A 24,993-nucleotide genomic window follows, 5' to 3' on the forward strand; every position below is an offset into this window, starting at 1 on the left:
CACCCCGGCCCTCCCCCGTGAGGGGAGGGAGAAAGACAGCGCGCTACAGCGCCGTGCCCTGGTGAAACACCATCCGCCACCGGCCCTGCCTGCGCTTCCACAGCGAGCTGCGCAGCGAGTCCGCCGCAGGCCTTTCAGCGATGGCTTCGCGGTGCACGCGGTACGCGACCAGCGCCACGTCGCCCGCCATGCGCAGCACGCGAAAGTCCGACATCGTGCGCCTTGAAAACGCCTCGTCGCGCAGTGCATCGACGATGGCCGCGCGTGTCCACACGGCGCCCGACACGCCGAGTTCATGGAAGTCGTCGTCGAGCAGTTCCATGAGTTGCTCCGCACTCGCGCGCACCTCGCGCAGGTGCAATGCGCCTTCGAGTTTCAGCAGCAGGGCATCGAGTTCCTCGGCCGGCGCGGCCTCGTAGAGCTCCAGCGGAAGACCGTCGGGATCGGCGAAGAACGTGAAGCGCCGCCCGGTGAATTCGTCGATGCGCAGCGGCTCCACCGCAATGCCTTGCGCCGCGAGTTCGTCGGCGGCGGCCTGCACGTCGTGCACCTCGAAGGACAGGTGACGCAGCCCTTGCGCTTCAGGCCGCGTGGGCCGCGCGGGCGCACCGGGAAAGGAGAAGAGTTCGATCTGCGAGCCGTCGGGCAGGGCCAGGTCGAGCTTGTACGAATCGCGCGCGGCGCGGTGGTTCTCGGCGATCACGCGCAGGCCGAGCACCTCGGTGTAGAAGCGTTTCGACACCGCGTAGTCGGCGCAGATGATGGCCACGTGGTGGATGCGGGCCAGCTGCATCGCGGTGCTCACTGCAAGGGCTTTCGCAGGTAGACGCGGGTGCGGCCGTCGAGCGTTTCGCGCTTGTATTCGACATAGCCGATGCGCTGGTAGAGCGCGAGGTTCTCGGTCATCTTCTCGTTGGTGTAGAGGTAGATCGACGCATGGCCTTGCCGCACGGCCTCGCGCTCGGCGAGCTCGAGCAAGGCACGCCCGAGGCCCGTGCCCTGGTGCGCCGGAAGCACCGCGATCACGTCGATCAGGAAGCCCTCGCCGGTCACGTCGAGCAGCAGCGCGGCGACGGTCTCCTGCCGCAGCGTGGCGACCCACACCTGCGCATGGGCGATGGCCTCGGCGTAGTCGCGCGTCATCGGCCTGGGCTCGACGCCCAGGCGCGGAATGTAGACGCGGAAGGCGTCGGCGGCGCAGGCGGCAACGGCGGCCGTGTCGGCCGCGGTGGCACGCCGCAACGTCCAGGGCAAGGTGGCGGGCGAGGGGATCGTGGGGTGCGTGGGGTGCGTCACTCGAACTCCACCTCGCCCTCGATCTCCACCGGAATGTTGAACGGCAGCTCCGCCATGCCCACGGCACTGCGCGCATGCGCGCCGATGTCGGGGCCGAAGAGTTCGAGGACGAGGTCGGAGAAACCGTTGATCACGGCCGGCTGCCTGTCGAAGCCGGGTGCGCACGCGACCATGCCGAACACGCGCGTCCACGCGGTGATACGGTCGAGGTCGCCGAGCGCGCGCTGCAGGCTGCCGAGCATGGCGAGCGCGGTGAGGCGCGCGGCCACGTAGCCCTGTTCGACGGTGACTTCACGCCCCAGCTTGCCCAGCGGTTCGGCGATGGTGCCGTCGGCATTGAGCGGACCGTGGCCCGAGACGAGCGCGCGCCTGCCGATGACGCGCACGAACTGGAAGGGCAGCACGACGCCGGGCGGCGGCGTCACGGGAGGGGGCAGCACGAGGCCTGAAGCGGCCAGTCGTTGTGCAATGCGGGCCATGGCGGTTGTCTCCTGTCGGCGGACGAATGGGTCCGCCGCATCTTGCCATGGCCCCCTGCGGCAGCAGGATCAGGCCAGCGCCGGATAGTCCGTGTAGCCCTTGGCGCCGCCGCCGTACATGGTGGCCTTGTCGATCTCGTTGAGCGGTGCGTTCTCGCGCAGGCGGCGCACGAGGTCGGGGTTGGAGATGAAGGGCTTGCCGAAGGCCACGAGGTCGTCGCCTTCCTTCACGGCTTCCTCGGCCAGCGGGCGGTCGTAGCCGTTGTTCACCATCCATGCGCCCTTGCCGCCGGCTTCGCGGTAGGCGGCCTTCAGCGCTTCGTAGTCGAAGGGACGGTCGGCAATTTCGCGCGGGCCGCCGGTGGCGCCTTCGATGATGTGGATGTAGGCCAGGTTGAGCTGCGCGAGCTGCTTCACCACGTAGGTGAACAGCGGCTGCGGGTTGCTGTCGTGCGCGTCGTTGGCGGGCGTGACGGGCGACAGGCGGATGCCGGTCTTGCCGCCGCCGACCGCGTCGACCACGGCGCGCGTGGCTTCGAGCAGCAGGCGTGCGCGGTTCTCGATGGAGCCGCCGTAGTCGTCGGTGCGCTTGTTGCTGCCGTCCTTCAGGAACTGGTCGAGCAGGTAGCCGTTGGCGCCGTGCAGTTCCACGCCGTCGAAGCCGGCGGTTTCCACCGCGCTGCGAGCGGCCACCGCGAAGGCGTGCACGATGCCCGGGATTTCACCAGCGTCGAGCGCGCGCGGCTCGGAGGTGTCGACGAAGCCCGGCACGCCGTTCTTGATGAGCACGGTCTTGGTCTTGGCGGTGATGGCCGAGGGTGCCACCGGCTTGCCGCCGTCGGGCTGCAGTTCGGTGTGCGAGACGCGGCCCACGTGCCACAGCTGCACGACGATCTTGCCGCCTTCGGCATGCACGGCGTCGGTCACGCGCTTCCAGGCGTCGAGCTGTTCGCTGCCGTAGAGGCCGGGCACGTCCGAGTAGCCCTGGCCCTGGTGGCTGATGGCGGTGGCTTCGGTGATGAGCAGGCCGGCGCTGGCGCGCTGGGCGTAGTAGGTGGTGGCGATGTCGGGCGGAATCGCATTGGGCGAGCGGTTGCGCGTCAGCGGCGCCATCACGATGCGGTTGGCGAGCTGCAGGTCGCCGGCCTGGACGGGGTCGAAGAGGGTGGACATCGGAGTTGCGGGTGGGCAGAGTTGAAACAGGCGCAAGGCTAAGCGCGCGGCCTCAACCCTGCTGTCGTACGGTTGTCCTGTTTGGTGCTAGGACAAGGGCGACAGCAAGGACAACAGCGCGGGGCTCACCCGCACCGGCACGGCCAGCAGGATCTGCCCCATGCCCTTGCCCAGCGGGTCGTTGCGCAGCGACGCCATGCCGCCGCCGCCCAGCGCCTGCTCGCAGACGAAGTTGAAGGCGCCGATGCCCGGCACCTCGAAGCGCGTGACGCGGCCCTTGACGAGGTGGGCCAGCCAGCCGGCCACGCGCGCCTCGGTGAGCTGTTCGCGCAGCAGCGGCAGCAGGGCGGGGTGGCGCGCGATGACGCCGATGTTCGAGGTGTCGCCCTTGTCCCCGCTGCGGGCCCAGGCGAGTCGCACCAGGGGCACTTCGACGGTGTCCGATGCCTGGGGTGCGGGTGCGGGTGCGGGTGCGGGTGCGGTCTCCCGGGCCTTGTCGGGCTGCGCGACCGGTGCGGCGGCATCGGTCGCCACCGGTGCGTCGAGGCGCGGCAGCGCGATGGGTTCGCCGCCGATATGCAAGCCGGCCTGCACCTGCGACTTGTCGAGCAGGAAGGCGTACTGCCGGATCGACGGCGACACCGAGGCCCGCCCGCCGCCCGCGCCCGTGGTGCCCGGCGCCCACGAGGTGCCGGCCGGCGCCACCTCGCGCGCGAACAGCGCCAGCGCCTCCTTGCGCGGATGCGTCACGGCGAGCCGCAGCACCGCTTCGCGCGTCTGCAGGGCCTGCGCATTCGCATGCGGGCCGTAGCAGGACTCGGCCCCCAGCACCTCGAGCTGCGTGCCGCTGTAGGTGCCGAAGCCGTGCTGCGCGAACAGCGCCTGCGTGCGCGCCAGGATCGCCTCGCCCGTGCGCCTGGCCTTGGCCGCCGCGTCGAAGCCCACGAGGGTGAGCTGCGCCGCGGTCTTGAAGCCGTCGACGTAGGTGGCGCTCACCTTGTAGCTCGCGGTCGGTGCGCGGCCGCGCGCGCCGTGCACGCGCACGCGGTGCTCGCCGGCCTGCGCGATGTGCACCTGCGTGAAGTCGGCCGTCACGTCGGGCAGCAGGTAGGCGGCAGGGTCGCCGATTTCGTAGAGCATCTGCTCGCCCACCACGGCGGGCGTGAGCTTGCCGCCCGTGCCCGCGGGCTTGGTGACGACGAAGCTGCCGTCGGCGCCGCACTCTACGATCGGGTAGCCGATGTTGGGCCAGTCGGGCACGGTGTCCCAGTCGGTGTGCAGGCCGCCGGTGGCCTGGCAGCCGCACTCGATGATGTGGCCCGCGAGGCTGCCGGCGGCGAGCAGGTCGAAGTCGCCCGGCTGCCACCTGAATTCGTGCATGAGCACGCCCAGCGTCACGGCCGAGTCGACGCAGCGCCCGGTGATGACCACCTGCGCACCGGCGTCGAGCGCGGCCTGGATCGGGCGCGCGCCCAGGTACGCGTTGGCCGTGAGCACGCGTTCCGGCAATGCCGCACCGCTCTGCAGTTCGCGCACCGGCGGCTGCGACTGGCGCAGCTGCGGCAGCAGCGCGGACACGTCGTCGCCGCTCACCACGGCGATCTTCAGTTCGATGCCCTGCTCGGCAGCAAGGGCCGCGAGCGCGTCGGCGCAGCCCTGCGGATTGACGCCGCCCGCGTTGCTCACCACGCGAATGCCTTGTGTGACCACGTCCTTCAGCACGGCCTTCATGGCCACGGTCACGAAGTCGGTGGCATAGCCCAGCTCGGGTTTCTTCAGCCGCGCGCCCGCCAGGATCGACATGGTGAGTTCGGCCAGGTAGTCGAACACCAGGTAGTCGATCTGCCCGCTGCCCACGAGCTGCGGCGCGCCCACGCTGCTGTCGCCCCAGAAGCCCGAGGCGCCGCCGATGCGCACGACGCGGTTGGCGTGGTGCCCTTTGCTGCTGCTGCTGTTCATCGCCCACTCCATTGCGGCTTGCGTTTCTCGCGGAAGGCGAGCTGCCCTTCGGCGGCGTCCTCGGTCAATGCGAAGAGGCCGATCTGGCTTTCGGTGAAGGCCATCGATTCCTCGAAGGCCATCGCCTCGATCTTCTTCATGGTGTACAGCCCGCGGCGGATGGCGGCGGGCGACTTGTCGAGCAGGCGCGCCAGCAGCCCCTCGACGGCCTCGTCGACTTCGTCGCTCACGCGGTTGACCAGGTGGAGTTCCAACGCCTGCGCGGCGGTGATGGGCTCGCCGGTGATGCACATCTCGGCCAGCACGCGGCGCGGCAGCAGGCCGCCCAGCACGCTGAGCACCTGCGCGGGAAAGACGCCGACCTTGACCTCGGGCAGGCCGAACACGGCGTGGCGGGCGGCCACTGCCATGTCGCACATGGCCATGAGGCCCATGCCGCCCGCCATGCAGGCGCCGTTGACGCGCGCGATCAGCGGCACGGTCGACTGGCGCGCCTGGCGAAAGAGGTTGGCCATGCCCTGGTAGGGCGCGGCGTAGTCGAACTTGAAGGAGGTGCCGCTCTGCAGGTCGGCGCCCGAACAGAAGGCGCGCGTGCCGGCGCCGGTGATCACCACGGCGCGCACGGCGGTGTCGGCGTTGGCGCGTGCGAGGGCATCGCCCAGGCCGGCGATGACGGCGGCGTTGACGGCGTTGCGGCGCTCTTCGCGTTCGATGGTGAGCCACATGACGGGCCCGCGCAGCTCTTCGCGCAGTTCGGTGCAGGAGGGGGACGGAGGCAATGAGGGCGAATGGGGCATGTGCCTAGCGTCGCCCGAAAAAAAAGCCGCTTCATGCGGCTTGTGGCTGAAGCGGGCCGGGTTTTCCCTGAGGGAAATCCGGCCGCGCCGTTGCCGGCTTACTTCAGCAGGCCTTCGGCCTTCAAGGCTTCCTGCACCGCGGGGCGTGCGCCCACGCGTGCATGCCACGCCTGCAGGTTGGGGAAGCCGGAGATGTCCACGCCCGTGGGCTTGGTCCAGTTGGTCACGGTGAACAGGTAGCCGTCGGCCACGCTGAAGGTGTCGCCCATCAGGTATTGCTTGTTGGCCAGTTCGCTGTCGAGCCACTTGAAGCGCGAGGCGAGCTTGTCCTTGAAGATGGTCTTGGCTTCTTCGGGCATGTTCGGGTTGAACAGCGGGCTGAAGCCCTTGTGCACCTCGGTGCCGATGAAGGTCAGCCACTCCTGCAGGCGGTAGCGCTGCAGGGTGCCGGCGGCCGGTGCCAGGTTCTTGGTGGGCGCCAGGTCGGCGATGTATTGCAGGATGGCCGGGCCTTCGCGCAGGCGGGTGCCGTCGTCGAGCTCGAGCATCGGCACGTAGCCCAGCGGGTTGATGCCGTAGTAGTCGGTGCCGTCTTGCAGCTTGTGGCTCTTGGTGCTGGCCAGCACGGCCTCGACGGCGATGCCTGCTTCATGCAGCGCAATGTGGGGCGAGAGCGAGCATGCGCCCGGCGAGTAATACAGCTTCATTCGAATAACTCCAAAGGATGACGAGGTGATTGTTGTGGGAGACCGCGCAGGATGCTAGCGGGTTTGGCTGCGTCGCGTTTTTGTCCTACGGCGCCTTGAGGAGGGCGACTATCGGGCGCGGGGCGGGCATTTTCTAAGCTGCGTCGCACGGTGGGCAGGGCCCCGCTGAAGGAGTTTCAAATGTTGAAGTACGCGATCATTTTTGCGGTCATCTCGCTGCTGGCGGGTGTGTTGGGCTTCGGTGGCGTGGCCGCCGGTGCCGCCGGCATCGCCAAGCTGCTGTTCGGCCTGTTCCTGGTGCTGGCCGTGCTGTTCGTCGTGCTGGCCGCGCTGGGCGTGGGCGCGGTGAAGAAAGCGCTCGACTGAGCTGCGGGGAACCCATGCATCTCTCCCACATCGACGCGCACCTCGACTACGAGGTGGTTGCGCCCGCCCACATGCTGCTCAACATCGAGGCGGCCAGGTGCGGCGTGCAGGCCGTGGTCAACGAGCAGCTGACCATCGAGCCGCCGACCGAGATGCAGCTGTTTTGCGACGAGGCGAACGGCAACCGCTTCATCCGCTTCGATGCCAACCCCGGGCCGCTGAAGATCAGCTACAAGGCCAGCGTGCAACGCGCCCATGTGCTGGTGCCGCCCGACCTGCGCGAGGTGTCGGTCAGCCAGGTGCCCGACGCGGTGCTGCACTACATGATGCCCACGCGCTACTGCGAGTCGGACCTGATGTCGCGTTGCGCGCAGCAACTCTTCGGCGACCTGCCGCCGGGCATCGGCCGGGTGCAGGCCATCGTCGACTGGATCCACGACAGCATTGCCTACGAGCCGGGCAGCAGCGTCTCGACCACCACCGCCAGCGAGGTGTTCGTGGAACGGGCGGGCGTGTGCCGCGACTTTGCGCACCTGGGCATCACCTTCTGCCGCGCGCTGAACATTCCGGCGCGGCTGGTGGTGGGCTATGTGTGGTTCGACGAACCGCCGCAGGACTTTCATGCGGTGTTCGAAGCGTGGATCGGCGGGCAGTGGGTGCTGTTCGATCCGACGCGCATGGCGCCGGTCGACCGCCTCGTGCGCGTGGGCACCGGGCGCGACGCCAAGGACGTGGCCTTCTGCACGATTTTCGGCAACGTGCGCATGACGGACAAGCGCTTGTCGATTCGCGAGCTGCAGGACGAGAGCCTGCAACCCTCGAAGGCACCGCCGCCCACCGGCGCGCTGGTGGGCATCGAGAAGCCCGTGCCTGTGGTGCAAGTGGCTGAAGTGACCGGCTGACGCGGGTTGGTTGCTATTAAATATATAGCAAACTATTCAGCGGGCATGCGCGCAAAGGGCCATTTGGCAGGGCCCTCTAGCTTGTCCACACAACAGGCGCAGGCGGGCACCGGCGATTAAAATTGGCGCCCCCTTTTGCGCCGCGCACGCGTCAGTTGTGCGCCCCCCATTCAAATGCTGTACCCCGAAGAATTCGACGTGATCGTCGTCGGCGGTGGCCATGCCGGCACCGAAGCCGCGCTCGCTGCCGCGCGCATGGGCGCCAAGACGCTGCTGCTCTCCCACAACATCGAGACGCTGGGCCAGATGAGCTGCAACCCTTCAATCGGCGGCATCGGCAAGGGCCACCTGGTGAAGGAGGTCGATGCGCTGGGCGGCGCGATGGCCATTGCCACCGACGAGGCCGGCATCCAGTTCCGCATTCTCAATTCGAGCAAGGGCCCGGCGGTGCGCGCCACCCGCGCGCAGGCGGACCGCGTGCTGTACAAGGCGGCCATTCGCCACCGCCTGGAAAACCAGCCGAACCTGAGCCTGTTCCAGCAAGCCGTCGACGACCTGATGGTGGAGGGCGACCGCGTGGTCGGCGCCATCACGCAGGTGGGCATTGCCTTTCGTGCGCGCACCGTGGTGCTGACCGCGGGCACCTTCCTCGACGGCCGCATTCATGTGGGCCTGGACAACTACCAGGCCGGCCGCGCGGGCGATCCGCCGGCCATCAGCCTGTCGGCGCGGCTGAAGGAACTGAAGCTGCCCCAAGGCCGGCTGAAGACCGGCACACCGCCGCGCCTGGACGGGCGCAGCATCGACTTTTCCAAACTGGCCGAGCAGCCGGGCGACGGCATGCCGGGCGGGGCAGGGCCGATGCCGGTGTTCAGCTTCATGGGCCGTGCGGACATGCATCCGCGACAGATGGCGTGCTGGGTCACCCACACCAACGCGCGCACACACGACATCATTCGCTCCGGATTCGACCGCAGCCCGATGTTCACCGGGAAGATCGACGGTGTCGGCCCGCGTTATTGCCCGAGCGTGGAAGACAAGATCAACCGCTTCGCCGACAAGGAAAGCCATCAGATCTTCCTGGAGCCCGAAGGCCTGACGACCAATGAGTACTACCCGAACGGGATCTCGACCAGCCTGCCGTTCGACATCCAGCTGCAGCTGGTTCGCTCCATGGCGGGCCTGGAGAACGCCCACATCCTGCGCCCGGGCTACGCCATCGAGTACGACTACTTCGATCCGCGCGAACTCAAGAGCAGCTTCGAGACCCGTTCAGTGAAGGGCTTGTTCTTTGCCGGGCAGATCAACGGCACCACCGGCTACGAAGAGGCGGCGGCCCAGGGCCTGTTCGCCGGCATCAATGCCGCGCTGCAATGCCGCGATGAAGACGCCTGGCTGCCGCGCCGCGACGAGGCCTACCTGGGTGTGCTGGTCGACGACCTGATCACCAAGGGTGTGACCGAGCCTTACCGCATGTTCACCAGCCGCGCCGAGTTCCGCCTGCAACTGCGCGAGGACAACGCCGACATGCGGCTGACCGAAGCAGGGCGCAAGCTGGGTTTGGTGGACGACGCGCGCTGGGACGCTTTCAGCCGAAAGCGCGACGTTGTTTCACGTGAAACAGAGCGGCTCAAGTCGATCTGGGTGAACCCGCGCAACCTGCCGGCTGCCGAGTCGGAGCGGGTGCTGGGCAAGGCCATCGACCACGAATACAACTTGGCGGACTTGCTGCGCCGGCCCGACGTGAACTACGAAACGCTCATGTCCCTGGACGGCGGCAAGTACGCCGCCCCGGCAGCACTCAACGGCACCGAGGTCGAGCAGATCGAGATTTCGGCCAAGTACTCGGGCTACATCGAGCGTCAGCACGGCGAGGTGGAGCGTGCGTCGCACTTCGAAAGCCTGAAGCTGCCGGCCGATTTCGACTACGGACAGGTCAAGGCGCTGAGCTTCGAGGTCCGCCAGAAGCTGGACAAGCACCGTCCGGAAACGCTGGGCCTGGCCTCGCGCATCTCCGGCGTGACGCCGGCTGCCATCTCGCTGTTGATGATTCACCTGCGCAAGGGCGGCCACAAGGCCTTCGCCCGTGGGGCCGAACCGACCGAAACCGCCACGGAAGCAGCCGCCGCGCCGCAGTCCGCGGAATGACGGCGCCCATCGATACGCTGCGCGCGGGCGCAGCCGCCATGGGCGTTGCCTTGTCTGACGGGCAGGGCGAGCAACTGCTGGCCTACGGCACGTTGATGCTCAAGTGGAACAAGGTCTATAACCTGACAGCGCTGCGCGACCCCGCCAGCGTGCTGACGCACCATCTGCTCGACAGCCTGGCAGCGGTCGCGCCGTTGCAGCGCGAGTGGCCAGGGGAGGGCAAGCTGCTCGACGTGGGCTCCGGCGGCGGGCTGCCCGGCGTGGTGATCGCCATCATGCGGCCCGACCTGCATGTGAGTTGCCTCGACGCCGTGGCCAAGAAGGCTGCCTTCGTGCAGCAGGTGTCGGCCGAGCTGGAACTGCCCAACTTGCGCGGACTTCACGCACGGGTCGAGTCGCTGACCGGCAGCTACGAGGTGATCAGCTCGCGCGCCTTCGCCTCGTTGCCGGACTTCTTCAACGGCTCGATGAACCTGCTCGCCCCGGGCGGCGTGTGGCTGGCCATGAAGGGCAAGGTCCCCAGCGACGAACTCGCTGTCTTGCCCGAGGGCGTGGCAGTGTTTCACGTGGAACAACTGACGGTTCCAGGCCTCGATGCCGAGCGCTGCATCGTCTGGGCACGCAAAGAAGCCGTCTGAAAGCCGACCAAGGTTGGCCGGAATCACGTTCGATTCCGTAAAAGAAGCAGAGGCACCGGCAAAACCCGGTGCCTCGACCGCCCTCCCGGCATCGTGCTCGCTTAGACTCGTTGCCTCCCTCGCGTTTCTCTCCCGTCTGTTCCCGGCGCTCTTTTTGAGGCAATCCCATGTTCGGCATCGCTGACTACGGCGCATTCGTCGCCGCCATCGTCCTGTTTCTCCTGATTCCCGGCCCGGGCAACCTGGCGCTGATCACGTCGACCAGCAAGGGCGGGATTCGTGGCGGGTTGGCCGCGACGGCCGGGCTGATCCTCGGTGACCAGTGCCTGATGTGGGCCGCGGTGGCGGGCGTTTCGGCCGTGCTGGCGGCGTACCCTGCCGCCTTCAAGGCGGTGCAATGGCTGGGTGCCGGCTACCTGGCGTGGCTGGGCCTCAAGATGCTGCTGGCCAAGCCCGGCTCGGCGCCCATCCTCAACATCAAGCCCAGCCATTTCCTGCGCCAGGCCTTCACCATCACCTTGCTGAACCCGAAGGCGATCGTGTTCTACATGGCCTTCTTCCCGCTGTTCGTGGACCCGGCCCGCCATCAGGGGCTGATCAGCTTCGGCGCCATGGCCGTCACCATTGCGGCGCTGACCTTCCTGTACGGCCTGACCTCGACCCTGCTCACGCACTTCCTGGCCGAGCGCATCCGCGCCAATCCCCGCATTTCCACCACGCTCGAGAAGCTGGCCGGTACCTTCCTGATCGCCTTCGGCATCAAGCTCGCGATTTCCCGCTGATCGACCTCCCGCACTGACATGGCCAAGATTTTCTGCATTGCCAACCAAAAGGGCGGCGTCGGCAAGACCACCACCACCGTCAACCTCGCGGCCGGCCTGGCCAAGGCCGGCCAGCGCGTGCTGATGATCGACCTCGACCCCCAGGGCAATGCCACCATGGGTTCGGGCATCGACAAGCGCCAGCTGGAGCTGACGGTGTACGACGTGCTGCTGGAGTCGGCCTCGGTGGCCGAGGCCCGCGTCAAGGCCGACAAGCTGGTGGAGGGCGGTTGCGGCTACGACGTGCTGGGCGCCAACCGCGAGCTGGCCGGCGCCGAGGTCGAAATGGTGGCCATCGACCGCCGCGAGAAGCGCCTGCGCACCGCGCTGGCCGCGGTCGGTGCCGAATACGACTTCGTGCTGATCGACTGCCCGCCCAGCCTGAGCCTGCTCACGCTCAATGGCCTGTGCGCCGCGCACGGCGTCATCGTGCCGATGCAGTGCGAGTACTTTGCGCTCGAAGGGCTGACCGACCTGGTCAACACCATCAAGCAGGTGCACGCCAACCTCAACAAGAACCTGCAGATCATCGGCCTGCTGCGCGTGATGTTCGATCCGCGCATCACCCTGCAGCAGCAGGTGAGCGAGCAGCTCAAGTCCCACTTCGGCGACAAGGTGTTCGACACCGTGATCCCGCGCAACGTACGCCTGGCCGAGGCGCCGAGCTACGGCCTGCCGGGCGTGGTGTTCGATCCGGCGGCGCGCGGCAGCCAGGCTTTCATTGCCTTCGCGCAGGAGCTGATCGAGAAGATGCCGCCCGCGAGCGCCTTCGCCTCGGGTGCGGTGGCGCCGCCCATTGCCGCGGTCGGCCGCGCCGCGCCTGACCTGGCCATTCCAGACGACGTGCTGGCACCGGCTTCCTCGCCGAACTCCACCAGCGAAAACAATGCCTGACCCACGTCCTGCCTCCGTGTGTTGCTATCAAAGTAATAGCAAATGACGGCGCCCCGCATCCTGCTCTTGCCCGGTTGGCAGAACAGCGGCCCCGGGCATTGGCAAACCCGCTGGGAGTCGGTGTACGGCGACCAGCGCGTCGAGCAGCACGAGTGGATGCGCCCGTTGCGCGGCGACTGGTCGATCCAGCTCGAGGAGGCCGTGCTGGCCGCACCGGGCCCGGTGGTCTTCGCGGCACACAGCCTGGGCTGCATCCTGGTCGCGTCCTGGGCCGCGCATTCGCGCCACACGCACAAGGTGCGCGGCGCCTTGCTGGTCGCGCCCGGGGACCTGGAGCGCGACGACCTGCGCCAGCTGATTCCCGGCTGGGCGCCCATCGTGCGCCAGGCGCTGCCGTTTCCCGCGGTGCTGGTCGCCGCCAACGACGACCCGTACTGCGACGCCGCGCGCTCCCGGCAGCTCGCCCATGACTGGGGTGCCCGCTTCGTCGACGCCGGCCCGGGCGGCCACCTGAATGCCGAATCCGGCCTGGGCGACTGGCCCGAAGGCCGGCACCTATTGAACGAAATCTCGAAAGACACCGACTGATGGCGACCAAGAAACCCAAGGGCCTGGGCCGCGGCCTCGAAGCCTTGCTCGGCCCCACCGCCGCGCCGGCGGCCGACCACGGCAACGGCGACGGCACCCCGGGCTCGCAAGACGGTGGCGCGCAGCGTAATCCGAACACGCTGATGCTCGACCAGATGGTTGCGGGCGTCTACCAGCCGCGCACGCGCATGGACGAGGGCGCGCTGTACGAGCTGGCCGAGAGCATCAAGGTGCAGGGCATCATGCAGCCGATCCTGGTGCGCCGGCTCGACGCCGAATCGGCCGCCGCCAAGAACGCCGAGTACGAAATCATCGCGGGCGAGCGGCGCTTCCGGGCCGCCAAGCTCGCGGGCCTGGACAGCGTGCCGGTGCTGGTGCGCGACGTGCCCAACGAGGCCGCGGCGGCGATGTCGCTGATCGAGAACATCCAGCGCGAAGACCTCAACCCGCTGGAAGAGGCGCAAGGCCTGCAGCGCCTGGTGAACGAGTTCGGCCTCACGCACGAGCAGGCGGCGCAGGCCGTGGGCCGTTCGCGCAGCGCGGCCAGCAACCTGCTGCGCCTGCTGAACCTGGCCGAGCCCGCGCAGCAGATGCTGATGGCCGGCGACATCGACATGGGCCACGCGCGCGCGCTGCTGTCGCTGGACCGCGGCACGCAGATCACCGCGGCCAACCAGATCGCGGCTAAGAAGATGTCGGTGCGCGAGGCCGAGGCGCTGGTGAAGAAGCTCGCGGCCGAGTTCACGCTCACGCCTTCGCGGCGCAGCAACGACGGCGAGAAGTCGCGCGACCTGCAGCGCGTGGAAGAAGAACTCGCCGACCTGCTGACCGCCGAGGTCGAGGTGCGCATCAAGAAGCGCACCAAGCGCGGCGAAAGCGGCGAGCTGGTCATTCACTTCGGCTCCATCGATGCGCTCAACGGACTGATCGAGCGCATCCGCCGAACGGCGGCCTGAAACGGGCCGGCATCTTCCGAATGGCCTGTGGTGTGAACGCGGTGTCGTGCATTCGTTTGGTTGATCAGTGCAATCCTTTGCGCGTATCCTTCGCGACTGAATTTGTTAACTAATATCTCTGAACACAGAGGGAGTCCACCCATGCAGCTCACCAAGTTCCCGCTTGCGGCCATTGCCGCGGGCGCCTTCTTTCTCACCGGTTGTGCGGCCACCGACATGCAGATGGGCAGCCAGTCGGCCAAGACCATGGCCACCGGCAGCGCGGCCGGCGGTGCGACCTCCGGCGAAAGCAGCCAGCTCGAGCGTTGCGAATCGCCGCTCGGCACGGTCTCGCTGATCGAGAACCAGAGCGCCGGTTGGTACACCGTGCTCACCGGCGAATACAAGCTGCCGCCCACCGCCAACCTGCTGCGCCTGCTGGTGCAACAGTCGAACTGCTTCGTCGTCGTGGAACGCGGCGCGGCCGGCATGAACGCCATGACGCGCGAGCGCGCGCTGCAGCAGTCGGGCGAAATGCGCGGCGGCAGCAACTTCGGCCGCGGCCAGATGGTGGCATCCGACTACGGACTGTCGCCGGAAATCGTCTTCAGCAACAGCGATGCCGGCGGCATCGGCGGGGCGCTTGGCGGCCTGGTGGGTGGCGGCCGCGGCCGTGCGCTGGCCCAGCTCGGCGGCAGCATGCAGACCAAGGAAGCCAGCGCGCTGCTGACCCTCATCGACAACCGCTCGGGCGTGCAGGTGGCGGCCGCCGAAGGCAGCGCCTCCAAGACCGACTTCGGCGCCTTCGGTGCGCTGGCCGGCCGCGGCGGCGCTGGCGGCGTCGGCGGCTACACCAACACGGCGCAGGGCAAGGTGATTGCCGCGGCGTTCATGGACGCCTTCAACCAGATGGTCCGTTCGCTGCGCAACTACAAGGCACAGACCGTTCGCGGCCAGGGCCTCGGTGGCGGCGGGCGACTCGGTGTGGACGGCGGCGCGGCACCGTCGCAAACCTACGTGCCCGCAGAGAAGGCACCGGCGCGTCGGCGCAGCAACAGCAACCAATAAACAAAAGCAACCAGCAAGCACGGCAACTGCAAAGCAGAAAGCCCGGTGGCTCTCACGAGCCACCGGGCTTTTTTTATCGTGGCGCCTGAGCGGGCCGAGCCGGCTCAGAGCGCGAAGATCTTGCCCGGGTTCATGATGTTCTTCGGGTCCAGCGCGCGCTTGATGGTGCGCATCATGTCGATGGCGCCGGCACCGGCCTCGGTCACCAGGAAGTCCATCTTGTGCAGGCCCACGCCGTGCTCGCCGGTGCAGGTGCCTTCGAGCGCCAGCGCGCGGCTCACCAGCGCATGGTTGAGTTGCTCGGCCTTCACGCGCTCTTCGGGCACGTTCGGGTCGAGCAGGTAGCCGAAGTGGAAGTTGCCGTCGCCCACGTGGCCGACGAGGAAGTAGGGAATGCCGCTGGCATCGGCCTCGGCCACCGAGTCGAGCAGGCAGTCGGCCAGGCGCGAGATGGGCACGCAGGTGTCGGTGGAGATCACGCGGCAGCCCGGGCGCGACTGCACGGCCGCGAAGTAGCTGTTGTGCCGCGCGGTCCAAAGCCGCGTGCGTTCTTCGGGCGTGCTGGCCCATTCGAAGGCATTGCCGCCGTGGCCGCTGGCGAGCTCCTGCACCGTCTCGGCCTGTTCCTTCACGCCGGCGGGCGAGCCGTGGAATTCCATCAGCAGCATCGGCTCTTCGCGCAGGTCGAGCTTGGCGTACGCGTTCACCATGCGCACCGTGTTCACGTCGATGAGTTCCACGCGCGCGATCGGCACGCCCAGCTGGATGGTCTCGATGGTGGTGCGCACGGCGGCCTCGATGCTCGGGAACGAGCAGATGGCGGCCGACACCGCCTCGGGCAGCGGGTAGATGCGCAGCGTGATCTCGGTGACCACGCCCAGCGTGCCTTCGCTGCCCACCATGAGGCGCGTGAGGTCGTAGCCGGCGGACGACTTCTTCGCGCGCGTGCCGGTGCGGATGACCTCGCCGCTGGCGGTGACCACTTCGAGCGCCAGCACGTTCTCGCGCATCGTGCCGTAGCGCACCGCGTTCGTGCCGCTGGCGCGCGTGGCCGTCATGCCGCCGATGGAGGCGTCCGCGCCCGGGTCGATGGGGAAGAACAGGCCCGTGCTCTTGATCTCTTCGTTGAGCTGCTTGCGCGTGACGCCCGGCTGCACCGTCACCGTGAGGTCGTCGGCATTGATCGACAGCACCTTGTTCATGCGCGACACATCGATGCTGATGCCGCCTTGCACCGCCAGCAGGTGCCCTTCGAGCGACGAACCCGCGCCGTAGGGAATGACCGGCACGCTGTGCTCGCTGGCGAGCTTCACGGCATCGGCCACGTCCTGCGTGCTTTCCGCGAACACCACGGCCGAGGGCGGCGGTGCGTCGAACGACGATTCGTCGCGCCCGTGCTGCGTGCGCACCGCCATCGCCGTGGAACAGTTGGCGCCGAAGCGCGTCTTCAGGCCGTCGATGAGTGCGGCAGGAACGTCGCGCAGATGAAGCTCCGGCATCAGGTGCGAGGTTTGGGTCGGGGCGTTCATCGGGCGTCTCCTGGCAGGGTGAGAGGGTTCGGGATCAAGCGGGGAGGGGCCATTTTACGGAGCGCGCACCATAATGCGCTTCGGAAAAAACATGAACCCTACGACCCTCAGCGCTCTCGCGGCCTTCCCGTCGCAACTGGAGGCCCACTACGCGGCCATTCCCGCCGCCTACAGGCACTGGACGCCGCCCTCGTGGGAGGGCGTGCCCAGCGAGGCCTTTACCGCCATCGAGCAGCTCTGCCATGTGCGCGACATCGAGATCGAGGGCTACCACGTGCGCTTTCGCCGCACGCTGGCCGAAGCCCATCCGACACTGGCCTCCATCGACAGCGAGCCGCTGGCCGTCGAGCGCGGCTACGGCACGGCCGACGCGCAGAAGGTGCTGGCCGACTTCCGCATGGCGCGCATCCAGACGATGGAAATCGTCTCGAGCCTGAGCGACGCCCAACTGCAGCGCACGGCCGTGTTCGAGGGCTACGGCCCGCTCACGATGCGCAGCCTCATTCACTACCTTTGCAGCCACGACCAGCAGCATCTTGCAGGCCTGCAGTGGCTGGCCGGCAAGATCGACGCTTCCACCGTCGGCGCCTAACCCCTTCAGGAGCCTCCAATGGGCAACCGACTCTCACAGATCGCCACCCGCACGGGCGACGACGGCACCACCGGCCTCGGCGACAACACGCGCGTGCCCAAGGACCATCTGCGCGTGCACGCGATGGGCGACGTGGACGAGCTCAACTCCAACATCGGCGTGTTGCTGTGCGAGCCCCTGCCAGAGCCCGTGCGCGAGCTGCTGGTCGACGTGCAGCACCAGCTCTTCAACCTGGGCGGCGAGCTGTCGATGCCGGGCTTCACGCTGCTGAAGGCCGAGGCGCTGCTGCAGCTGGACAACGCGCTGGCCGAGCACAACGCCGCCTTGCCGCGCCTGGCCGAGTTCATCCTGCCGGCGGGCACGCGCGCCGCGTCGCTCGCGCATGTGTGCCGCACGGTGGCGCGCCGGGCCGAGCGTGCGGTGGTCGCGCTGGGTGCGAACGAACAGCTCAACGATGCGCTGCGGCAATACCTCAACCGGCTCAGCGACCTGCTCTTCGTGCTGGCGCGCGTGCTCAACCGCATGGACGGCGGCGACGACGTGTACTGGAAGAGCGAGCGCATGGCGCGCGCGGCCGAGGCAGAGGCAGAGGCAGAGGCAGAAGCTGACACCCAGGAGGCCCCATGAAATTCCCGAACACCTTTCACGCGTCGCTCACCGCAGCGATGGTCGCAACGCTGTGGTTGCCCGTTGGCGCGCAGGCGCAAAGTGCCGACAACCCACCCCAGGCCCAGCGGGCGCACACCCTCAACTCGCCCTCGCGCAGCGGCAAGGTCGTGGGCAGCGTGCAGCGCGGCACCAACGCCGCGGGCCGTGGCGTCAACCGTGCGGACGCCGCCGCGCGACGCGGTGTGAACAACGTGTCGGAGAAGGCGAGCCGGCCCGTGCGCAACGTGGGCGAAGCCTTCGGTCGCAAGCTGTCGCCAGGGTCCGGCGGGCGGGCGCGCCCACCGGCCGTGGGGCCGCAGGGCAACGCGCCCTGATCTCGGTGCCTCGGGGGGCAGTTCGGGGTGCGCTCACGCCGACGGGGTACCTTGCTCCGCGAATGTCCCCCGGCCTGCGGCCTCCTCCTTTATTTCGCTGCGCAAGGCACCCCATCGGCGTGAGCGTTTTCACCGCCGTGGTTGATCGGCCGTTCACCGACAGCGTGCCCAAGTGAACAGGGCGTCGGGTGCTTCCCGCAGCGAAATGAAGGAGGAGGGGCGCAGCCCCGGGGGACGTTCGCGGAGGGAAGTACCCGGCTGCCTGTTCACACGCCCTGCACAGGAGACCGCCGAACATCGGTAACTCATGAAGAGAAACAGGCATGCCAAGAAACATCGAGATCAAGGCCCGCATCGACAGCGTGGACCGCGTTGCAACCATCGCAGCAACGCTGGCCGACCAGGGCCCCATCGAGATCGCGCAGGACGACACCTTCTTCCGCTGCAACGACAGCGCCGACCGCCTCAAGCTGCGCACCTTCGCGCACGACCGCGCCGAGCTGATCTTCTACCGCCGCGCCAACAGCAGCGGGCCGAAGGAATCGTTCTACCTGATCACGCCCTGCACCACGCCCGACGTGCTGCGCGAATCGCTCACGCTCGCGTGGGGCCAGGCCGGGCGCGTGCGCAAGCAGCGACGGTTGTTCATCGCTGGCCGCACGCGTGTGCACCTCGACCGCGTCGAAGGCCTGGGCGAGTTCCTCGAGCTCGAAGTGGTGCTGGAAGAGGGCGAGTCCGCAGAGGCCGGCACGGCCGAAGCGCACGCGCTCATGGCACGGCTGGGCGTGGGCGCCGACCAGCTGGTGCAGGGCGCCTACGTCGACCTGCTGAACGCCTCGATCAGCAGCGCCTGATCAATCAGCGCCAGCCCGCGGCCTTGAGCTGGTCCGCCAGCAGCTGCGCGACCTTTTCATAGCCTCGTGCATTGGCATGGATGCGGTCGGAGCGCAGCGACGCGTCCGACAGCACGCTCGAATACACATTGGGCACCAGCAGCGCCTGCTGCGACTTGGCCACCTCTTCGTAGAACGGCGCGTCGCTGAGCGAACCGACCGCCGCGCGCATCGCATCGGGCGCCGGCGTGGCCAGCACGGCGACGTAAGGCGTGTGCGCACGTGCCTGCGTGATCAGCGCCGCGAGGTTGTCGCGCGTGGCCGTGGCCGACACGCCGCGCAGCATGTCGTTGCCGCCGATGCCGATCAGGATGGCGTCGTAGGCGCCCGCGTTCAGCAGCGCGGGCAACCGCTGCAGTGCGCCATCGGAGGTGTCGCCGTTGACGCCCTCGTTGTCGACCTGCCAGCCCGTGAGCTCGCCGAGTTTCACGGGCCACGCTGCCTCGGGCGGTGCGCCGTAGCCATGGGTCAGGCTGTCGCCGATGGCCAGCACGCGGGCATCGGACTTCAGTGCGGCGATGGTGGGCTTGCGCTTGCCGCAGGCCGACAAGAGGGCCAGGGCGGGCACGAAGGCCCCCAGGTGGAGGAGGTGTCGTCGCTTCATGTGGCGCGCAGCATAAACGCAGCCACAGGGCTCGCCGGCGCTTGCCCCTTTGCGCGGAAAGCGCATAAGCCTCCCCGTTTTTGTTCGTTCCCCGGCGCAGGGCGCAGGCGAAGAATCGCGGCCCTGCACGTTCATTCATCACGGGGTTCGACACCATGCCCACGCCTGCGACGCTTCTCAATCGCCACCGCTTCCTGCGCCACGTGGCCGCGCTTTCCACCGCCTTGCTGGTGGCACCCCTTGCCGCCTGGGCCGCACCCGCCACCGGCGAGCCCGTGTGGTTCGGCGTGAGCGGGCCGCTCACCGGGCAGAACGCGCAGTACGGCGCGCAGTGGAAGGCGGGCTTCGACCTGGCGCTGGACCACATCAACGCGCAGGGCGGCATCCTGGGCCGTCCGCTGGCCTACAACTTCGAGGACAGCCAGAGCGATCCGCGCCAGTCGGTGGCCATTGCGCAGAAACTGGTGAACGACAAGCGCGTGCTCATCGAGCTGGGCGACTTCTCCAGCCCCGCATCGATGGCCGCCTCGCCCATCTACCAGCGCGCGGGCCTGGTGCAGCTGGGCTTCACCAACTCGCACCCCGACTTCACCAAGGGCGGCGACTACATCTGGAGCCCCTCCATCAGCCAGGCCGACGCGCAGCCGCTGCTGGCCGAGCTCGCGGTGAAGACGCTGGGCTTCAAGCGCATCGCGGTGCTCTACCTCAACACCGACTGGGGCCGCACCAGCAAGGACGTGCTGGTGAAGGCCGCGCAGGAGCGCGGCGCGCAGCTCGCCATTGCCGAGGGCTACCAGCCCGACGAGAAGGACTTCCGCTCGACGCTGGTGCGCGTGCGCGACGCCAACCCCGACGGGCTGGTGCTCATCTCCTACTACCCCGACGGCGCGCTCATCGCGGGCCAGGTGCGCAGCGTGGGCCTGAAGCAGCCGATCGCTGCAGTGGGTTCGGTGTATTCGCCCAAGTTCATCGAGCTCGGCGGCGCGGCGGTCAACGGCATCCACACCAACACGGCCTTCTATCCCGAGGAGCCGCGCACCGAGGTGCAGGACTTCGTGATGAGCTTCCGCGCCAAGTACAACAAGGAGCCCGATGCGTTCAACGCCTACGCGTACGACGCGGTGGTGTACGCCGCGGCGGCGCTGCGCCAGGCCGGCCCCAAGGCCGACCGCAAGGCGGTGCGCGACGCGTTCTACAAGATCAAGGACGTGCCGAGCGTGATCTTCGGCAAGGCCAACTTCGATGCGCAGACGCGCCGCGTGGTCGGGGTGAAGAGCGTGAACCTGGTGGTGAAGGACGGCAAGTGGGCGCAGCTGGACGAGAAGGCGGCCGTGGCCTCCACGAAATGACCGGGTCTTGGCGTTGTTCCCTCTCCCTCTGGGAGAGGGCTAGGGTGAGGGCAGTCGGCCTCGCAACATCGCGCGGCGTTGATGGCCGCGTGCCCTCACCCCAACCCTCTCCCAGAGGGAGAGGGAGCAAGGCAGGCAGCACCGCATGAGCTTCACCTCCTTCTTCGACTACACCGTCAACGGCCTGATCATCGGCAACATCTACGCGCTGCTCGCGGTGGGCCTCGCGCTGATCTTCGGCGTGTCGCACCTCATCAACTTCGCGCACGGCTCGGTGTACACGGTGGGTGCGTACATCGGCTGGGCCAGCATCACCTACCTGCACACGCCGCTGCCCGTGACCATCCTGCTCGTGGTGCTGGGCTCCGGCGCGCTGGGCATGCTGATCGAGCGCGTGGGCCTGCGGCCGCTGCAGGGCGCGGCACGCATCGCGCCGCTGCTGGCCACCATCGGCATCAGCTTCGTGCTCGACATCCTGGTGCAGCTGGTGTTCAGCCCCGACCCGCGCTCGCTGCCCACGCAGCTGCCCGACTGGCGCCTGCAGATCGGCACCGGCACCATCGGCGCGCTCGACATCCTCATCGCGGGCATCGGCATCACGAGCGCGGCGGTGCTGTTCGGCTTCTTGCGTTTCACCAGGCTCGGCTGGGCCGTGCGCGCCACCGCGCAGGACCGCGACGCGGCGCAGCAGATGGGCGTGGACGTCGACCGCGTGAACCAGACCGTGTTCGCCATCGCCGCCGCGCTGGGCGGGCTCTCGGGCCTGCTGGTGGGCATGTACTACAACAACATCAGCCCGGCGATGAGCTTCCAGGCCACGCTCAAGGGCGTGGTGGCCACGGTGGTCGGCGGCGTGGGCAACGTGCCGGGCGCCATCGTCGGCAGCCTGCTGCTGGGGCTCATCGAGAGCTACGGCGTGGCGATTCTCGGCACGCCGTACCGCAACCTGTTCGCCTTCGCGCTGCTGCTGGTGATCCTGGTGTGGAAGCCCAACGGCCTGTTCGGCCGCAAGCGCGCGTTGCCGCCCGAGCCGCTCACGGGCACCTTCATCGCGCCGAGCAAGCCGTGGCACATACCGCCGCGTGTGCTGCTCGCGCTGTTCGCCGCGGCGGCGGCCTTGCCGCTGTTCGATCCGTCGCCGTACCTGCTGCAGACGCTCACCAACGCATGGCTCTACGGTGCGCTCGCGCTCAGCCTCACGCTGGTGGCCGGCACCATCGGGCAGATCTCGCTGGGCCATGCGGGGCTGCTGGCCATCGGCGCGTATGCCTCGTCGCTGCTGGTGCTCGACCTGCACCTGCCGGTCGGCACGGGCATCGTGGCGGCGGGCCTTCTCACGTCGTTGATCGGCACCGCGCTGATCTTCCCGGCCTTCCGGCTGCGCGGCCACTACGTGTCGATCGCCACGCTCGGCATCGGCGAGATCGTGGCGCTCACGATCCTGAATTGGGAAAGCCTCACGCACGGGCCCATCGGCGTGTCGGGCATTCCGCCGCTGTCGCTGTTCGGGCGCGACGCCTCGTCGAACGAGGCCATCTACTGGGCCTCGTTCGGTGCGATGGTGCTGCTGGCCCTGCTGCAGTGGCGCCTGCTGCGCTCGCACCTGGGCCGCACCTTCCGCGCGGTGCGCGAGGACGAGGTGGCCGCGCGCGCCTACGGCGTGAGCCCCGACCGCTACAAGGCGATGGCCTTCGGCTTCGGCGGCTTCGCGGCCGGCGTGAGCGGCGCCTTCACCGCGCACATGTACTCGTACATCAACCATGAGACCTTCGGCTCGCAGATCTCGATCCTCGCGCTGACCATGGTGATCCTGGGCGGCCTGGGGAACATCAGCGGCGCGCTGCTCGGCGCGGTCGCGCTCGTGAGCCTGCCGGAGCTGTTCCGCGTGACGGCCGAGTACCGCATGCTGATCTACGGCGTCGCGCTGCTCCTGTTGATTCGCTTCCGCCCGCAAGGTCTGCTGGGCACTGTCTGAAAGAACCACACCATGAGCCACCTGAACGACTACCTCGCCGAGAAACGCGCTGCCGTGCTGGCACGCCATGCCGCTGTCGAAGCGGGCACCGCCAAGCCCGCGCAATTGAAGGCCAGCGTCAAGGCCGAGGGCCGCAGCGGCGTGCGCCGCCTGCGCATCCGCGAGCACCAGGTCATCAGCGACAGCCCGCCCGATTTCGCGGGCTACAACCTCGGGCCCAGTTCCCCCGAGCTGCAGCTGGGCGTGCTGGGCACCTGCGTGACGCACATCTTCCTGATCCATGCGGCCGAGCGCCAGGTGCCGCTCGAGAGCCTGGAGGTGGAAGTGACCGGCGTCATCGATCCGCGCGGCGGCAAGCCGGGCCACGAGCAGACGCCGATCTGGCCGCACGAGATCGGCTACACGGTGCACATCGATTCGACCGCGAGCCGAGAGGAGATCGACGCGCTGTTCGAGGCGGTGGAGCGCAACTGCCCCATCCTCAACCTGCTGCGCAACCCGCAGACCATTCGCGCCGAGGTGAAGCTCGTCAACTCGAAGGCCCGCACCGTGGATCAAACCGCCGATGCCCTCGCTGCTTGAAATCCGCGGCCTCGTGCGCCGCTTCGGCGGGCTCACGGCCGTCAATGCCGTGGACCTGCACGTGCGCGAGGGCGAACTGCTCAGCGTGATCGGGCCGAACGGCGCGGGCAAGACCACGCTGTTCAACCTGGTCACAGGCCTCGACCGGCCCGACGAAGGGCAGGTGCTGTTCGACGGGCAGGACATCACCGGCCTGCCGGCGCAGCAGCTCGCGCAGCGCGGCCTGGCGCGCACCTTCCAGCATGGGCGCGTGTTCGCGAACCTCTCGGTGCTCGACAACGTGCTGGTGGGCGCGCACACGCGGCTGCGCGCCGTGAAACCGCGCGTGGGCGGCATCCCGGGCCTGGGCGCGTTGGCCGAGCTCGCGCTGGCGCTGCTGCAGCCCGGCGCCGTGCGCCGCGAGGAACAGGCCCTGCGCGAAGAAGCGCGCGAGATCATCGCGCTGTTCGGCGAGCGTCTGGCACCGCGCGTGGACCACCCGGCCTACAGCCTGTCGTACGCCAACCGACGCCGTGTGGAGATCGCACGGGCATTGGCGCTCAAGCCCCGCCTGCTGCTGCTCGACGAACCCACCGCGGGCATGAACGAGAGCGAGACGGCCGAGATGCTGGAGATCATTCGCGGCCTGAAGGCGCGCGGCCAGACCATCCTGCTGATCGAGCACAAGCTCGACCTGGTGATGCAGCTGTCCGACCGCGTGGCCGTGCTCGACGACGGCCGCAAGATCGCCGAAGGCCTGCCCGACGAAGTGCGCAACGACCCAGCGGTGATCGAAGCGTACCTGGGGCATCGCCATGTGGGCACGGCACGGACGCAGACGCAGACGCAGACGCATGCAGAGGCAGAGGCGGTCTCCGCATGATCGCCACCGTCGCCCGCTCCGGTCTTGCTCCCTCTCCCCAGCGGGGAGAGGGTTGGGGTGAGGGTCTGCCTGAACGCACCACCGCGCCCGCATCCAGCGGCTCGAAACATCCCCTGCTCCAGCTCAAGAAGATCAACAGCTTCTACGGCCCCGTGCAGGCCCACTTCGACCTCGACATCGAGGTGCGCAAGGGCCAGATCGTGAGCCTGCTCGGCGGCAACGCCAGCGGGAAGTCGACCACCATGAAGATCGTGCTCGGGCTGCTCAAGCCGCGCTCGGGCGAAGTGAACTTCAACGGTGCCTCGACGCTGGGCCTGAGCACGCCGCAGATCATCCGCCAAGGCATCGGCTCCGTGCCCGAGGCCCGCCGCCTGTTTCCCGCGATGACCGTGCGCGAGAACCTGCTGATGGGCGCCTATGCGCGCAGCGACCGCAAGGCCGTGGCCGAAGACCTCGAGCGCATGCTCGAGCTCTTTCCGCGCGTGGCCGAGCGCATCGAGTTCCAGGCCGGCACGCTGTCGGGCGGCGAGCAGCAGATGGTGGCCATGGCGCGCGCGCTCATGGGCCGCCCGCAGCTCATCTGCATGGACGAGCCGACCATGGGCCTGTCGCCGCTGTACGTCGACAAGGTGCTGGAGCTCATCGCGCGCATCAACGCGCAGGGCGTGTCGGTGTTCATGGTCGAGCAGAACGCCAGCCTGGCGCTGCAGATCGCGCACCACGGCTACGTGCTGCAGACCGGGCGCATCGTGCTGTCGGGCCCGGCGCGCGAGCTGCTGGCCGACGCGCGCATCCGCGATGCGTACCTGGGCGGCAGCGACGCCGCGCGCACCGCTTCCTGATCCAGACCACC

The 24,993-nt window shown here is 68.3% G+C and carries 27 protein-coding genes; 18 read left to right on the plus strand and 9 right to left on the minus strand.

Annotated elements, in window-relative coordinates; translation table 11 throughout:
- Positions 1-43 precede the first annotated feature (43 nt).
- The 7 genes from gloA2 to gstA form a co-directional block, all read right to left on the minus strand.
- The gene (gene gloA2 / locus AC0IYU_RS03990; RefSeq protein ID WP_472113289.1) at positions 44-805 is read right to left on the minus strand and encodes an SMU1112c/YaeR family gloxylase I-like metalloprotein; all 762 of its coding nucleotides are present in this window, start codon (positions 803-805) and stop codon (positions 44-46) included.
- Entirely contained in the window at positions 802-1,296 is a 495-nt protein-coding gene (locus AC0IYU_RS03995; RefSeq protein WP_472113291.1) for a GNAT family N-acetyltransferase, read from the minus strand. Before AC0IYU_RS03995 ends, gloA2 begins: the two co-directional genes overlap by 4 nt.
- A complete protein-coding gene (locus AC0IYU_RS04000) occupies positions 1,293-1,775 on the minus strand; it encodes a RidA family protein (protein ID WP_472113293.1) in 483 nt (160 codons plus the stop codon). Before AC0IYU_RS04000 ends, AC0IYU_RS03995 begins: the two co-directional genes overlap by 4 nt.
- 69 nt (positions 1,776-1,844) lie before the next feature.
- On the minus strand, positions 1,845-2,948 hold the full coding sequence (locus AC0IYU_RS04005) for an alkene reductase (protein ID WP_435486593.1): 1,104 nt from the start codon (positions 2,946-2,948) through the stop codon (positions 1,845-1,847).
- Between the two features lie 87 nt (positions 2,949-3,035).
- A complete protein-coding gene (locus AC0IYU_RS04010; protein WP_472113295.1) occupies positions 3,036-4,907 on the minus strand; it encodes an acyclic terpene utilization AtuA family protein in 1,872 nt (623 codons plus the stop codon).
- The gene (locus AC0IYU_RS04015) at positions 4,904-5,632 is read right to left on the minus strand and encodes an enoyl-CoA hydratase-related protein (protein ID WP_472113630.1); all 729 of its coding nucleotides are present in this window, start codon (positions 5,630-5,632) and stop codon (positions 4,904-4,906) included. The genes AC0IYU_RS04010 and AC0IYU_RS04015 overlap by 4 nt, the downstream gene beginning before the upstream one ends.
- A gap of 170 nt (positions 5,633-5,802) precedes the next feature.
- On the minus strand, positions 5,803-6,411 hold the full coding sequence (gene gstA, locus AC0IYU_RS04020; protein WP_472113296.1) for a glutathione transferase GstA: 609 nt from the start codon (positions 6,409-6,411) through the stop codon (positions 5,803-5,805).
- A gap of 180 nt (positions 6,412-6,591) precedes the next feature.
- Between gstA and AC0IYU_RS04025 the strand changes: the two genes are divergently transcribed.
- The 9 genes from AC0IYU_RS04025 to AC0IYU_RS04065 all read left to right on the plus strand — a co-directional run bounded on the left by AC0IYU_RS04025 (position 6,592) and on the right by AC0IYU_RS04065 (position 14,771).
- A complete protein-coding gene (locus tag AC0IYU_RS04025; protein ID WP_354353021.1) occupies positions 6,592-6,777 on the plus strand; it encodes a DUF1328 family protein in 186 nt (61 codons plus the stop codon).
- A gap of 14 nt (positions 6,778-6,791) precedes the next feature.
- The gene (locus AC0IYU_RS04030) at positions 6,792-7,679 is read left to right on the plus strand and encodes a transglutaminase-like domain-containing protein (protein ID WP_472113299.1); all 888 of its coding nucleotides are present in this window, start codon (positions 6,792-6,794) and stop codon (positions 7,677-7,679) included.
- A gap of 174 nt (positions 7,680-7,853) precedes the next feature.
- Entirely contained in the window at positions 7,854-9,827 is a 1,974-nt protein-coding gene (gene mnmG / locus AC0IYU_RS04035; protein ID WP_472113301.1) for a tRNA uridine-5-carboxymethylaminomethyl(34) synthesis enzyme MnmG, read from the plus strand.
- Positions 9,824-10,465, plus strand: a complete 642-nt coding sequence (gene rsmG, locus AC0IYU_RS04040; protein ID WP_472113303.1) for a 16S rRNA (guanine(527)-N(7))-methyltransferase RsmG — start codon at positions 9,824-9,826, stop codon at positions 10,463-10,465. Before mnmG ends, rsmG begins: the two co-directional genes overlap by 4 nt.
- Before the next feature lie 167 nt (positions 10,466-10,632).
- Positions 10,633-11,247, plus strand: a complete 615-nt coding sequence (locus AC0IYU_RS04045; protein WP_435439855.1) for a LysE family transporter — start codon at positions 10,633-10,635, stop codon at positions 11,245-11,247.
- An 18-nt stretch (positions 11,248-11,265) separates the two neighbouring features.
- Complete coding sequence (locus AC0IYU_RS04050; RefSeq protein WP_435486586.1) at positions 11,266-12,180, plus strand: ParA family protein; 915 nt, start codon at positions 11,266-11,268, stop codon at positions 12,178-12,180.
- A gap of 42 nt (positions 12,181-12,222) precedes the next feature.
- Positions 12,223-12,768 carry an RBBP9/YdeN family alpha/beta hydrolase gene (locus AC0IYU_RS04055; RefSeq protein ID WP_472113306.1) on the plus strand — a complete coding sequence of 182 codons (546 nt, stop codon included), beginning with the start codon at positions 12,223-12,225 and terminating at the stop codon, positions 12,766-12,768.
- Positions 12,768-13,724: a ParB/RepB/Spo0J family partition protein gene (locus AC0IYU_RS04060; RefSeq protein WP_472113308.1), complete on the plus strand. Its 957-nt coding sequence runs from the start codon at positions 12,768-12,770 to the stop codon at positions 13,722-13,724. Before AC0IYU_RS04055 ends, AC0IYU_RS04060 begins: the two co-directional genes overlap by 1 nt.
- 141 nt (positions 13,725-13,865) lie before the next feature.
- A complete protein-coding gene (locus AC0IYU_RS04065) occupies positions 13,866-14,771 on the plus strand; it encodes a CsgG/HfaB family protein (protein ID WP_435486584.1) in 906 nt (301 codons plus the stop codon).
- A 104-nt stretch (positions 14,772-14,875) separates the two neighbouring features.
- Here the strand turns inward: AC0IYU_RS04065 and AC0IYU_RS04070 are convergent, their stop codons facing one another.
- Positions 14,876-16,300, minus strand: coding sequence for an FAD-binding oxidoreductase (locus AC0IYU_RS04070; protein ID WP_472113310.1), 1,425 nt, complete (start codon positions 16,298-16,300; stop codon positions 14,876-14,878).
- Positions 16,301-16,391: 91 nt separating this feature from the next.
- Here AC0IYU_RS04070 and AC0IYU_RS04075 point away from each other — a divergent pair, with 91 nt between their 5' ends.
- The 4 genes from AC0IYU_RS04075 (at position 16,392) to AC0IYU_RS04090 (ending at position 18,729) form a co-directional block, all read left to right on the plus strand.
- Positions 16,392-16,892 carry a DinB family protein gene (locus AC0IYU_RS04075; protein WP_472113313.1) on the plus strand — a complete coding sequence of 167 codons (501 nt, stop codon included), beginning with the start codon at positions 16,392-16,394 and terminating at the stop codon, positions 16,890-16,892.
- Between the two features lie 18 nt (positions 16,893-16,910).
- Complete coding sequence (locus AC0IYU_RS04080; RefSeq protein ID WP_472113315.1) at positions 16,911-17,519, plus strand: cob(I)yrinic acid a,c-diamide adenosyltransferase; 609 nt, start codon at positions 16,911-16,913, stop codon at positions 17,517-17,519.
- On the plus strand, positions 17,516-17,875 hold the full coding sequence (locus tag AC0IYU_RS04085; protein ID WP_472113317.1) for a hypothetical protein: 360 nt from the start codon (positions 17,516-17,518) through the stop codon (positions 17,873-17,875). The genes AC0IYU_RS04080 and AC0IYU_RS04085 overlap by 4 nt, the downstream gene beginning before the upstream one ends.
- Positions 17,876-18,198: 323 nt before the next feature.
- The gene (locus tag AC0IYU_RS04090) at positions 18,199-18,729 is read left to right on the plus strand and encodes a class IV adenylate cyclase (RefSeq protein ID WP_472113319.1); all 531 of its coding nucleotides are present in this window, start codon (positions 18,199-18,201) and stop codon (positions 18,727-18,729) included.
- Between the two features lie 4 nt (positions 18,730-18,733).
- Here AC0IYU_RS04090 and AC0IYU_RS04095 read toward each other — a convergent pair whose 3' ends face one another.
- The gene (locus tag AC0IYU_RS04095) at positions 18,734-19,372 is read right to left on the minus strand and encodes a GDSL-type esterase/lipase family protein (protein WP_472113322.1); all 639 of its coding nucleotides are present in this window, start codon (positions 19,370-19,372) and stop codon (positions 18,734-18,736) included.
- 155 nt (positions 19,373-19,527) lie between these two features.
- On the opposite strand from AC0IYU_RS04095, the gene AC0IYU_RS04100 reads away from it, so the two are divergent.
- The 5 genes from AC0IYU_RS04100 (at position 19,528) to AC0IYU_RS04120 (ending at position 24,982) form a co-directional block, all read left to right on the plus strand.
- Positions 19,528-20,721, plus strand: a complete 1,194-nt coding sequence (locus AC0IYU_RS04100; RefSeq protein WP_472113325.1) for an ABC transporter substrate-binding protein — start codon at positions 19,528-19,530, stop codon at positions 20,719-20,721.
- Between the two features lie 145 nt (positions 20,722-20,866).
- Positions 20,867-22,696 carry an ABC transporter permease gene (locus AC0IYU_RS04105; RefSeq protein WP_472113328.1) on the plus strand — a complete coding sequence of 610 codons (1,830 nt, stop codon included), beginning with the start codon at positions 20,867-20,869 and terminating at the stop codon, positions 22,694-22,696.
- A 12-nt stretch (positions 22,697-22,708) separates the two neighbouring features.
- Positions 22,709-23,278 carry an OsmC family protein gene (locus AC0IYU_RS04110; protein WP_472113330.1) on the plus strand — a complete coding sequence of 190 codons (570 nt, stop codon included), beginning with the start codon at positions 22,709-22,711 and terminating at the stop codon, positions 23,276-23,278.
- Positions 23,262-24,140, plus strand: coding sequence for an ABC transporter ATP-binding protein (locus tag AC0IYU_RS04115; protein WP_472113333.1), 879 nt, complete (start codon positions 23,262-23,264; stop codon positions 24,138-24,140). The genes AC0IYU_RS04110 and AC0IYU_RS04115 overlap by 17 nt, the downstream gene beginning before the upstream one ends.
- Positions 24,137-24,982: an ABC transporter ATP-binding protein gene (locus tag AC0IYU_RS04120; protein ID WP_472113335.1), complete on the plus strand. Its 846-nt coding sequence runs from the start codon at positions 24,137-24,139 to the stop codon at positions 24,980-24,982. The genes AC0IYU_RS04115 and AC0IYU_RS04120 overlap by 4 nt, the downstream gene beginning before the upstream one ends.
- Positions 24,983-24,993 lie beyond the last annotated feature (11 nt).

The organism is Variovorax sp. AC103 (genome assembly GCF_979254005.1).